Below are 11,609 nucleotides of genomic sequence, written 5' to 3' on the forward strand. Positions count from 1 at the left end.
GCGCGGTCTCCCTTCTATTCTCTCTTATCAAACAAACGATTGGCCAATTTTTCAATACGACCTAGTACGTCTGCCGGCTGAAACGGCTTGATAATATAGTCGTCCGCCCCTAACCATAGCGCTGCTTTAATATCGTTTGCACTCTTTCTTGCTGTCATCATTGAAACCGTCACATTTGTTTTGGCGTGGTCGCTTTTTAAACGGCTCAACACTTCTAGCCCATCCATTTTCGGCATAACACCATCCAACAACACTATAAAGTAGTCATCTGGCGTATACCAGTCATCTTCGAGAAAAGCCGGACCATCTGAATAGGTCTTTACAGTAAACTCAATATCAGGTGATTGCAATTCCAGCAAAGTTTGCTGAAGAATTTGCCGAATAAATGAGTCATCATCTACAATAATGACCATTAACTTCCGCTTGACCATACGCTTTCGCTGATCATACAGGATGGTTCGGTTCCTGCCTGTCCGCTTTGCTTCATATAACGCTTGATCTGCGGCTGAAATTAGATCTTTTGTATCACCCTGATAGTCAGCACTGCCAGCTGAAAATGTCACATTGAATGATTGGTCGCCTGAATTGAAGGAGAGTGGATTAAATTTATTGCGAATGCGCTCCACTACATGAACCGCCTCATCTGCTTGGAGATTAACGAACAATAAGGCAAATTCCTCTCCGCCATAACGGAAAACATAGTCACCCTCGCGTTTTTCATCATGGAGAATTTCACCGAATTTCCGTAATACATCGTCACCTGCTGGATGCCCATATAAATCATTCACTTGTTTAAAATGATCTAAGTCTACCATCACTAAAGAGAATGTTGTATCTGACTGATCTGCTTTTTTCGCAAAGTTATTAATGACTTCATCGAAATAGCGACGATTACCAATACCCGTCAGACTATCTGTAATAATACTGCTGCTAATTGCATGTTGTCGTTGCTGCCGATTAAACAAATAAGGGAAAAAAATGTCCATATCAAACGGCTTTGGAATAAAGTCCATAGCCCCTCTTCGATAACTCTCAATCTCGTTTTCTTTAGTAGCCTGCTCGCTAGTGAGAGCTACCATCGTATTTTTCTGTCTAGCCGTATCTGCAATTTGATCAAGAACTTCAAAACCTGACATATCCGGTAATTTTGTATCTACAAGTATTATACTCGGCCGCATGGAATAAAACTGCTCGATTCCCCGCTTGCCATTCAATGAAATAATTACTTGGGCGCCCATTTTCTCAAGCAGTTCCTTTAAGTAAGAAACAAACTCTAAATCGTCATCAATAATTAAAATAAATGTTTCTTGATCTAATTGATTAATGTAGCAGTCCGGTAATTGGAATTCTTCTTTTTTGACAGCTTCAGAGCCATCAAAATGAGAACGAATACGATTTTTCAAGTTTTCCAATGATGACACAGGAATCTTCTGATCATTGGAAGAAGACAAGATTTCTAGCTGAGATGCACAAAAAAGAGACAACTGTTGTAATTCAATCGTTCCGGACGTTCCTTTAAGCTTATGGAGGAAGTAATACAATTCGCGCTCTGTTAAGCTACCTCTTGCTTCCCAATCCTTAAAGATGTTCTCCGTTCGTTGCGCCAACATATCCTGGTACTTTTTTTGGTTCATTTCCTTCCCCCCTCGTCCATCGGAAGCATTTCCCCATCGATTCATAATCAAGTTCCTTTTATCTATTTCCCTATATGAAAATGAAGCTGGAAACACGTATATGCCTGTTTCCAGCTTCATTGACGTTACTTATTCCAAACCCATTTCCTCTTTCACTACGAATGAAATCCGTTCCGCATATTCTGCGCATTGTTCTTCCGTCGTCGCTTCTACCATCACTCGTACGAGTGGCTCTGTACCTGATGGGCGTACAAGCACACGTCCTTGCCCAGCCATTTCCCGTTCGACTTCATTGATGACGCTGACGATACGGATGTTCTCCATAACCGCATGTTTATCGACCACTCGGATATTTACAAGTTTTTGGGGATATACTTTCATTTCACTGGCCAAATCGGATAGTTTTCTGCCTGTTTGCTGCATGATATTAACTAATTGTAATGCCGTGAGCAGACCATCGCCTGTCGTATTATAATCCATGAAGATGATGTGGCCCGATTGTTCTCCGCCTAAATTATAATGATTTTTGCGCATTTCTTCCACGACATATCGATCACCGACAGCCGTTTGTACACTTTTCATTCCGCACTCTTCCAACGCTTTATAAAACCCTAGATTACTCATCACAGTAGAAACGATCGTGTCCGCTTTCAAACGACCCTTGCTATGTAAGTATCGGCCTACAATAAACATGATTTGATCGCCATCTATAATATTTCCTTTTTCATCTACTGCGATGAGACGATCTCCATCTCCGTCAAATGCCAAACCGATATCTGCGTTCTTTTCAATAACCAAGCCTGCCAATGTCTCGGGATGCGTTGATCCAACACCGTCATTAATATTTAAGCCGTTCGGAGAAGCACCCATTGTTGTCAAATCGGCATCGAGATCAGCAAATACATGTGTCGCCAATACGGAAGTAGCTCCGTGTGCACAATCCAACGCAACGTGAATTCCTTCAAAGTCTTCATCCACAATTTGTTTTAAATACTGGATATATTTTTGTCCGCCTTCAAAGTACTCTGTTATCGTTCCTACCTGTCCACCAATTGGACGCGGTAACTTGTCTTCCTCTTCATTCAGCAGCTTTTCAAATTCTGCCTCTTGCGCGTCGGTCAATTTAAAACCGTCCTCGCCAAAAAACTTGATGCCGTTATCCTCTACAGGATTATGAGAAGCCGATATCATAACTCCAGCTTGTGCATTCATCACTCTTGTCAGATAGGCGACGCCAGGTGTACTGATAACGCCAAGTCTCATGACTTCCGCTCCTACTGACAATAATCCTGCGATCAAAGCATTTTCAAGCATAGCCCCAGAAATTCGAGTGTCTTTTCCCACAAGAATTTCTGCCTTTCCTTCTACATCTCTTGTGAGTAAATATCCGCCAATTCTACCTAGTTTAAACGCAAGTTCTGGTGTCAGTTCGGTATTTGCAATACCTCGGACTCCATCTGTACCAAAATACTGTGTCATTTTAAATTCTTCCTTTCGATCATATCCTAATTGGATCACTGGTATTACGAATCTCAAGCTTTCGTTTTTGCTTCGACAAGTTGTACGTCAAATACGGCACTTCGAACTGCCAATTTCCATGAAATTTCTTTAGGTGCCTCTACAAGTAAAGGCCCGGAGACTTCACCTTCCGCATTTACATTGGCTGCATCAATATATACCGCTATATCTGTTTGTTTCAATCGTTCGACAACGGCTTTATCCCCTGTTACTTGTAACGACACATTGCCGTTGGACGGTTGCTTAATAGAAGCAGTATAAATGGGATCAAGATTTCTGACTGATATTGGGATGTCCGTAATTTGCTGTGTTACTTGCGCAGTGGTCGGGGTGGTCGGGGGTGTCTCGGCTTCAGGTTCTTCCGTATCCCCCATTGTTACTTCTTCCTCCACCGATTCTTCGCTCTCATCAGACTTTGTTGAATCGCCAGATACTTTAACTTGTACTTTTATTTTATTCGGTGTCACTTTACTAACGCCTTCTGGCTTTTTAACATCCACTTCGAACTTACCAGATTTACTCACTTTCGAAAGATCGACCTCTACTGGTATTTCATTAATGGCCTCCACTGCACTTTTTGCACCGTATACACGAACCAATTCATCTACTGGTGTCAAGCTTTCAATTGTCAGCTCATCTGCCGCTTTTCCCTTCCGAATTAACTTTACCGGTACCTCACGACTGTATTCCTGTACATCCACCTTGACTGTCACTTCTTCTGGATCTAATAAAACAGACATTTTATTCAAGTCTCGGTCCAAAATACGAACCCGTGCCTTTTGCTCAAAAGACTTATTCAAATTGTTGTCGCCAGTTACCGACACTTTCACAAAACTGATGGCTTCCACAATACTCTTTGCACCTGTCACGCTAATAGTAGCCGGTTGAACTTCTATATTTTTCACTTCATAACCTTCCGCAAGTAATCTTGTATTCATTTCGGGATCTACGCGGAATGATTGTGTCACTTTCTCTTCAATATTGACATGCACGGTTGCGGGATCCAAACGAACGTCCAGCTTGTCGGATAAGTTCTCTGCTTGGATCCGTACAGTATGTTCTCCCAACGTCAAATTTTGCAAGTCCAACTTCAATGTGAAATCTTTCAGCACTTTTGTTGTCTGCACAATATTGGCAGGCCCTTCAATTGTTAAATTGACCATTTCCGGAACGCCTGTCACGACTAGGTTTTCTGTATCATAATATACCTCTACCGGAACATCTTGAATGAGAGCGACAACATCATTTGCTGTATTGCGGCTCGTTTGATCTTCGGCTTTTACTGTAAAAAACAGCATAATAGCCAAAAACAGAGCAATCAGACGCAGAGACCAGGGGCTGTCCATGAATTTATCCATTTTTTCTCTTCCCCCACTTCCATAGAGAAGTATCCGCTTGACCGACTTCGCTTCCAAACCATGAAATCCTTAATAACTTTTCAAATTCATCCATGTCTAAATGACGGTTGATATCCCCGTCCACCGTTAAGCTGACGGCACCCGTTTCCTCAGACACAATAATCGTTACGGCATCTGTCACTTCGCTGATGCCAAGCGCAGCACGGTGTCGCGTACCAAGTTCCTTCGAAATGAACGGGCTTTCAGATAACGGCAAGTAACAGGCTGCAGCGGCAATGCGATTTTTAGTTACGATAACCGCACCGTCATGCAACGGAGTATTCGGAATGAAAATGTTGATCAGCAATTCGGATGAAATATGCGAATTCATCGGGATACCCGTTTCAATATATTCGCTTAAACCCGTTTCTTTTTCAATTGTAATTAAAGCACCGATCCGGCGTTTAGCCATATAACTGACTGATTTGCTGAAGGCACTCACTAAACGGTCGCGTTCCTCTTCTTCCTGCATAGCAGTGCGTGCAAACAGTCGACCTCTCCCTAATTGCTCCAAAGCCCGGCGTAGTTCTGGCTGGAATATAATAATTGCGGCTAAGAAACCCCATCGGAGAACTTCTTCCATCATCCATTGAAGTGTCTTTAATCCCAGCCATTCGGTAAGGTAACGTCCGATCAAAATAACGAAAATACCCTTCAATAATTGGACGGCTTTCGTTCCTTTAATAATTGTAATTAATTTATATAGTACAAACCAAACAAGAAGCACATCCACAATATTTTTCAGAATTTCCATTGGTGCTAATGTTGTTACCTGCTCCAAAACCGGCATGTGCTTCCCCTACCTTTTACAAAAGTTCTTATTCATCTAGTATAGCATAATTTCCAGCTAACATGCCTATCTAAAGGGTGTCCTACTATTCGACAAACGACAAAAAAGTGATGCAAGAGCTTTGCTGCTCACATCACTTATCAAAACTATCAATATAACTATTCGTTGTTCGATTTGTCATCTTTCGAAGAAGGAATAACCTCTTTCGCGACAGATTTTATTTTATACCAAAGCCAATCAAACACTTCATCGATCTCTTCACTCGACCCTGTAATGACAGCCGTTGAAGCCATGTATTTCGAACCGCGGATGACTGTAACATCGCCATCCACTTCGCCTTCAATTCGAAGATCACCATTTTTCACAACTAAATCACCCTTTACAACCTCGCCTGCGGGTACGATGACTGTTTCCCCTTCGACTATGATATTAGGCTGTTTTGTAAATGAAAATTGCTGTTCGTTTTCAAAGCTTGAGAAAAAAGATGCACTCATCAGAATAAGGAATAGTGCTGCTGCTGCCATCATCGGATGCTGCCGCAACCACTTTTTAGGTCCTTTTTGCTTGATGGGTTGCGGTAATCTCGCCATAACATTATTGGTAAATCCAGACGGCGCCTGTACTGTTGCTACATTCTCAAAGAGCGTCTCCGTCTGCTCTAATTCTTCCATCAACGCCTTGCAGTCTTCACAAGACTCCAAATGTTTTGTTAAAATTTTTTCTTCTTCACTGCTAATTTCTCCATCTAAAAACGCATGCATATAATGGACAACATGTTTAGGACATTTTTCCATGAATCCAACCTCCTACATACTCCCCATTTGTTGCCGAAGTGCTTCTCGTCCGCGATGTACTCGCGTCTTGACTGTGCCTAGAGGCATCTCCAAAATGTCGGCGATTTCCTGCAACTGTAGGTCTTCCATATATCGTAAAATGATTATCGTACGGTATTTATCGGGCAGCCTGCTTACTTCATACTGAATACGGTCTTTCATTTCCATCTTTTCCACTTCTTCTTCTGGTAAACGCTGATCTGCAGCAATTTGCGAATACATATCTAAGCCTTCTGTTCCTGGTACCTGGGCATCCAAGTAATAATCCGGTTTTTTCTTACGGATTCGGTCAATGCATAAATTTGTAGCAATGCGATAGAGCCAGGTCGAAAACTTCCGCTTTTGATCAAACGTCTCCAAATTGACATAGGCACGTACGAATGCTTCCTGCGCTATGTCCTCTGCTTCTGCAGCGTTATTCAGCATACGGTAGCATACTTGATACAACCGATGTTGAAAATGAATGACAATTTCCTCAAAAGCATCTTGATTGCCATTCAACACTTCTTTAACTCGTTTTGTAATCAATTCATCCATTAGGCTTCACTCTCCGCTCCATGCGGCTGTCCCTCTATATACGTTAGAAACTTCATTTGGTTTCATTTTTTCTCCACTTTTTTGTGTCCTCTTCTACTTTATCATTTTTACACCGTAAAATGATAAAAAGTTTACAGCTAAAAAAGTGACGGAAGCCTTTATCGGCTTTCGTCACGTCTGATTACAATAATTTTTCACCGAATAACGAACCCATCAGGGCGACTGCGACGTCTGCAGTCTTATTGTATTCATCAAGCACAGGATTGACTTCAACGAATTCTGCCGAAGTGATGACTTTTGCATCTTCAAGTAACTCCATCGCCAAGTGGCTTTCACGGTACGTGATACCTCCTGGGACCGGCGTCCCTACGCCTGGCGTATAAAGAGGATCTAAGCCATCCAAGTCCAGAGATAAGTGAACACCATCAACTTGACGGGTTGAAAAGTATTCAAGGGTTTGCTGAATGACGGCAGACATGCCGTAGCGATCAATTTCATGCATAGTGAATACTTTTACGCCTTGTTCTTTAATTAATTTCCGTTCTCCCGGGTCTAATGCACGCGCACCGATAATGACAACGTTTCTCGGATCAATTTTCACACCATCCCGATGCACATTAACCAAGCGCTCATGTCCAAGACCCATGCTGACCGCAAGCGGCATTCCGTGTATGTTACCTGAAGGCGAGGTTTCACGTGTATTCATATCTGCATGTGCATCATACCAAATGACACCAAGGTTTTTGTAGTGATCCGCTAATCCTGCGAGTGTGCCAATCGCAATGCTGTGATCCCCGCCAAGTACTAAAGGAAAATGATTATCCGCTACGATATTCGAGACCGCTTCAGCCAACTTAACAGTTGCAGCCGTCACTTCTTCCAAGTTTTTCAGCCCAGCTTCAGAACTTGTTTTTTCATGTACAGCTGATATTACTATATTGCCTTGATCCATTACCTGATGGCCTAATGCACGTAACCGCTCCACAGCTCCCGCGTACCGCATGGCACTCGGTCCCATATCCACTCCACGTCTGCTCTGACCAAGATCTATAGGTACACCGATCATCGAAATATCCAGATTGCGCATAGCACTTCCCCCTTATATTACATTTTCTTGTTAATTTCAGAAGAATTATAGTTTGCTTTTTTTGCTTCCAATAAAGTGGTTGGACGACCAAAATAATAGCCCTGCCCTTCTCTACAACCTAAGTTGTAAAGCATCTTCGCTTGTTCATTTAATTCAATACCTTCAGCCACCACATTCAATCCTGCTGTATCCGCCAGTGTCACGATCGCTTTTACAATCGCCTGACTATTTTCATTTTCCAATATATCCCGCACAAATGCCATATCAATTTTCAATGTATCAGCAGGAAGTTCTTTAATATAGCTAAATGTACTATATCCTGTTCCGAAATCATCAATGGCCACCGTGATACCGATACTTCGAAGCTTTTGAATGGATTCTTTCATTCCTTCTGTATCCATAAACGAACTTTCCGTCAACTCCAATTCCAACATGTTAGCGGGAACTTGAAATTCCTCCAGAATACTCAATACCGAATCGGCAAAACCTTCTTCTTTCATCTGTACAGTCGAAACATTGACCGCGAACTTACAAAATTCACCGGCTTCGATCTCTGCAGCTGCTTGCTTACAAACCTCTCGTAAAATCCATTCACCAAGGGATACAATAATTTTCGTTTCTTCCGCAAGGGGAATAAATTTCATTGGAGGAATCACACCTAAATCTGGATGGTTCCATCGGACAAGCACTTCTACGCCAGTTAATTCACCAGTTCCTAAAAATACTTTGGGCTGATACTCCAAATAAAAATGCTGTTGCTGTATACTTTTCCGCATTTCATTTTCCAATAAAATTCTTTCCAATGACATTTTAGAGGTACCATGCTCATACATCTCACTGTCACTGCCACCTCGCGTCTTCACTTTTCCAAGCGCCAATGTCGCTTTCGTCACCAGTTCAGACGGTTGATTGGCATGTTCAGGATACATTGAGATACCACAACTAATAGATAACGAATACGTTTGTTGCCCCACCTGAATAGGTTGCTCCAAATACAACCGTATTTCTTCAGCATAATTGTAGATTTCTGTCTCGTCCGACAACCCCGTTACAATAAAAGCAAATTCGTCTCCAGCAATCCGTGCCAGCAAACTTTCCGGACCGGTTTTCTTTTTTAATCTTTCACCGACCATCGACAACAAGTAATCCCCCGCCTCATGACCTAAAAGATCGTTGGCGTAACGCAGACGGTCAATATTGATATGTACGAGCGCAAATACTTGCTTCCTAGTCTTTGCCCTTTCAAAAGCTAGAGCCAATTGCTCGCGGAATGAATTACGGTTCATCAAAGAAGTTAGCTGATCATTATAGACAAGATGTTTGATCTTTTCTTCAGATTTCACACGCTCTGTCACGTCATGCATGACGACCAATAGCTGGTCTTCGTAATCAATGGAGCCTCGCACTTCATTTAACTTGGCTTCCATGACATGCAAGCCACCCTTCACATCCAGCATGGAATATTCTAAACCGATAGCCTTCCGGTGAAACCCTTTGAATTGCGCAATCTTCCTTTCTACTTTTTGACGGTCCTTTTTATAGAGAATGGAATATAACGTATCAGAATACAAGCTATCCAAAGAGTAGCCCAACAAATTTTCGAAAGAAGGAGACAAGTATTGAAACTTCCCATCGCGATCAATGATTGCAATGAAGTCTGAAGCATTGGTTGTAATAATTTCATAGAGCTCTGCGTTTTTTCGTATCTCTTCCTCCATCAACTTTCTAGCTGTAATATCATAACGGATGGATACGTACTGATAGGGTTTGGGTTTGCCTTTGTCATTCAAAAAAGGGACAATCGTTGTATCAACCCAATAATAGGACCCGTCTTTGGCTTGGTTTCGGATATCTCCTCTCCACGTCTTTCCACTTCCGATTGTCGCCCACATTTCCTTGAAGAAGGAAGCATCATGGTAATCAGAATTGACAATCCGTTGATTGGCTCCAATTAGTTCTTTTAATGGATACTTTGAGAGTTTTTCAAATTTTTCATTGGCGTATTGAATCGTTCCCCGAGGATCGGTAATGGAAACAATGGCGGCCTGTTCCAAAGTGTAGGCAATGTCACCAAGAAGTTTTTGCAATCCTTTTGAACTATTAGGTTTGATGAATTTCTCCATACCATTAAGAAACTCTTGCATATCTATATCACAATCCCTATGTTTATATATTTTTATTTATTCTACAAGAGAAAATGCCTATATGTATTATTAAATAGTATACACGATTAATCATTCTCTTCTATACCTATCACTTAAATTTAAACACAAAAAAACCCTTCATTATTTTAATAATAATAAGGATTCATTATGCATTATATTCTTTAATAAAAGTAAAATGGCTGGGGTAGCTGGATTCGAACCAACGAATGACGGAGTCAAAGTCCGTTGCCTTACCGCTTGGCTATACCCCAACGTGAAGCTGGTTACGTTCTTATTGAGTGTAAAATAAAACAAACATGGTGGTGGGGGACGGATTCGAACCGCCGAACCCGGAGGGAGCGGATTTACAGTCCGCCGCGTTTAGCCACTTCGCTACCCCACCGTGTTAAAATTACAATTTCTCGCTCAACTCGCTTCTTCAACGAGATATGACGCGCATTACTTAACTTGTTATAAAAATAATGGTGACCCCTACGGGATTCGAACCCGTGTTACCGCCGTGAAAGGGCGGTGTCTTAACCGCTTGACCAAGGGGCCATGAAAATAGCGTTCATGGAGCTTCCAGCCGGGCTCGAACCGGCGACCTCTTCCTTACCATGGAAGCACTCTACCTGCTGAGCTATGGAAGCATAGAAATGGCTCCGCAGGTAGGATTCGAACCTACGACCGATCGGTTAACAGCCGATTGCTCTACCACTGAGCTACTGCGGAAAAATAAAATAGTTAGTTGCTATCTCTAACGACAAAAATCATTGTATCACACTTATTAAGTATGTGCAACAACTTTCTTTTAATACTTTAACCTTTTTTATTATATAGCGGCTCGGTCATATGCGTCAAGGCTTTTTCATATATTAATTTATACTTTTAAAAATAAGGAGATCTGTATGCTCAAAAAAATCATACTCCTTTTGACACTATGCTTTTTACTTATTTTATATTTGCCACAACTGATCAAACCATCCCCCGCTTTAACGACTGCTTTTCGTTTAACCGAAAACCCGACAGTCATCGTAAGAGGTTCCCAAGGTTCTGCTTTGACCATTAACATTTCATTTGGCGAGCAAGAAGTGAAGGATCTTTTGGAGCAGCTGACTCAACCATATCCGCTGCTGTTTGTTGACGTAGAATGGGCATCCCGCTTTCCAAACCTCGTCGAAGAGATGAAGAAGCGTTCTTTGCCTGTCGCATTGCTTGGGCAGGAAGGCAATAGGTATGAGGTCGATCGTGAATTATTTGAACAGCAATTGGATCAGTTTGAGACTTTTTTTGAAACAAGGCCATTATGGTTTCGCACTGTTGATGAGCAATTTCCACAGCCTCTGCTACATAAGTTAAACGAAGCAGAAATCAATGCGCTCGGTTCGACTGTTCATTGGAAAGAGGGTGCTTTGCCCAAAGCTGCAGCAGGTGATATCATTTCCATTCCTCACCATTTAGACGAACGAGCGCAGGTGGAGGATATAGAGCGTTTAATGGCGAGCCGACCGTTTCAATCTGTTGAAGATCTACTTTTTCAACCCAAAATTAAAACTAAAAAAATTCCAAAGTAAAAAACCGACAGCGGCATTGACGTGCACCCCAAAAGTTAGAGTTCAAAATCTAACTTTTGGGGTGTTTTATTATGGCTAAGTATAGTAATGAATTT

Annotated in this window: 9 protein-coding genes and 5 tRNA genes; 1 reads left to right on the plus strand and 13 read right to left on the minus strand. The window is 41.9% G+C overall.

What is annotated here, in order from left to right; translation table 11 throughout:
* Positions 1 to 14 precede the first annotated feature (14 nt).
* From H7J92_RS07515 to H7J92_RS07575, 13 genes are all read right to left on the minus strand, one after another.
* Positions 15 to 1,634 carry a diguanylate cyclase gene (locus tag H7J92_RS07515; protein ID WP_221836291.1) on the minus strand — a complete coding sequence of 540 codons (1,620 nt, stop codon included), beginning with the start codon at positions 1,632 to 1,634 and terminating at the stop codon, positions 15 to 17.
* A 129-nt stretch (positions 1,635 to 1,763) separates the two neighbouring features.
* On the minus strand, positions 1,764 to 3,113 hold the full coding sequence (gene glmM, locus H7J92_RS07520; RefSeq protein WP_040759912.1) for a phosphoglucosamine mutase: 1,350 nt from the start codon (positions 3,111 to 3,113) through the stop codon (positions 1,764 to 1,766).
* Between the two features lie 53 nt (positions 3,114 to 3,166).
* On the minus strand, positions 3,167 to 4,510 hold the full coding sequence (locus H7J92_RS07525) for a CdaR family protein (protein WP_009498951.1): 1,344 nt from the start codon (positions 4,508 to 4,510) through the stop codon (positions 3,167 to 3,169).
* Positions 4,503 to 5,339, minus strand: coding sequence for a diadenylate cyclase CdaA (gene cdaA / locus H7J92_RS07530; RefSeq protein WP_009498952.1), 837 nt, complete (start codon positions 5,337 to 5,339; stop codon positions 4,503 to 4,505). The genes H7J92_RS07525 and cdaA overlap by 8 nt, the downstream gene beginning before the upstream one ends.
* A gap of 158 nt (positions 5,340 to 5,497) precedes the next feature.
* Entirely contained in the window at positions 5,498 to 6,133 is a 636-nt protein-coding gene (locus H7J92_RS07535) for an anti-sigma factor family protein (RefSeq protein ID WP_221836294.1), read from the minus strand.
* Between the two features lie 12 nt (positions 6,134 to 6,145).
* The gene (sigW, locus tag H7J92_RS07540; RefSeq protein WP_009498954.1) at positions 6,146 to 6,709 is read right to left on the minus strand and encodes an RNA polymerase sigma factor SigW; all 564 of its coding nucleotides are present in this window, start codon (positions 6,707 to 6,709) and stop codon (positions 6,146 to 6,148) included.
* 181 nt (positions 6,710 to 6,890) lie between these two features.
* Entirely contained in the window at positions 6,891 to 7,796 is a 906-nt protein-coding gene (rocF, locus tag H7J92_RS07545; RefSeq protein WP_009498956.1) for an arginase, read from the minus strand.
* Positions 7,797 to 7,813: 17 nt separating this feature from the next.
* The gene (locus H7J92_RS07550) at positions 7,814 to 9,919 is read right to left on the minus strand and encodes a sensor domain-containing protein (protein WP_221836296.1); all 2,106 of its coding nucleotides are present in this window, start codon (positions 9,917 to 9,919) and stop codon (positions 7,814 to 7,816) included.
* Between the two features lie 218 nt (positions 9,920 to 10,137).
* Positions 10,138 to 10,212 (minus strand) — tRNA-Gln (locus tag H7J92_RS07555).
* Positions 10,213 to 10,258: 46 nt separating this feature from the next.
* Positions 10,259 to 10,343: transfer RNA gene (locus H7J92_RS07560), tRNA-Tyr, on the minus strand.
* Positions 10,344 to 10,423: 80 nt separating this feature from the next.
* Positions 10,424 to 10,498: transfer RNA gene (locus H7J92_RS07565), tRNA-Glu, on the minus strand.
* 16 nt (positions 10,499 to 10,514) lie between these two features.
* Positions 10,515 to 10,590, minus strand: a tRNA-Thr gene (locus H7J92_RS07570).
* Between the two features lie 7 nt (positions 10,591 to 10,597).
* Positions 10,598 to 10,672, minus strand: a tRNA-Asn gene (locus H7J92_RS07575).
* Between the two features lie 176 nt (positions 10,673 to 10,848).
* On the opposite strand from H7J92_RS07575, the gene H7J92_RS07580 reads away from it, so the two are divergent.
* Positions 10,849 to 11,514: a polysaccharide deacetylase family protein gene (locus tag H7J92_RS07580; protein WP_078818302.1), complete on the plus strand. Its 666-nt coding sequence runs from the start codon at positions 10,849 to 10,851 to the stop codon at positions 11,512 to 11,514.
* Positions 11,515 to 11,609: the final 95 nt, after the last annotated feature.

Origin of the sequence: Sporosarcina aquimarina (assembly GCF_019748715.1) — a bacterium.
Classification (GTDB): Bacteria; Bacillota; Bacilli; order Bacillales_A; family Planococcaceae; genus Sporosarcina; species Sporosarcina newyorkensis.

Bases quoted from the DNA above. Each gene is read 5' to 3' on its own strand.
- H7J92_RS07525 (WP_009498951.1), bottom strand. From the start codon at position 4,510: ATGGATAAATTCATGGACAGCCCCTGGTCTCTGCGTCTGATTGCTCTG.
- sigW (WP_009498954.1), bottom strand. From the start codon at position 6,709: ATGGATGAATTGATTACAAAACGAGTTAAAGAAGTGTTGAATGGCAAT.
- glmM (WP_040759912.1), bottom strand. From the start codon at position 3,113: ATGACACAGTATTTTGGTACAGATGGAGTCCGAGGTATTGCAAATACC.
- H7J92_RS07550 (WP_221836296.1), bottom strand. From the start codon at position 9,919: ATGGAGAAATTCATCAAACCTAATAGTTCAAAAGGATTGCAAAAACTT.
- H7J92_RS07535 (WP_221836294.1), bottom strand. From the start codon at position 6,133: ATGGAAAAATGTCCTAAACATGTTGTCCATTATATGCATGCGTTTTTA.
- cdaA (WP_009498952.1), bottom strand. From the start codon at position 5,339: ATGCCGGTTTTGGAGCAGGTAACAACATTAGCACCAATGGAAATTCTG.
- H7J92_RS07515 (WP_221836291.1), bottom strand. From the start codon at position 1,634: ATGAACCAAAAAAAGTACCAGGATATGTTGGCGCAACGAACGGAGAAC.
- rocF (WP_009498956.1), bottom strand. From the start codon at position 7,796: ATGCGCAATCTGGATATTTCGATGATCGGTGTACCTATAGATCTTGGT.
- H7J92_RS07580 (WP_078818302.1), top strand. From the start codon at position 10,849: ATGCTCAAAAAAATCATACTCCTTTTGACACTATGCTTTTTACTTATT.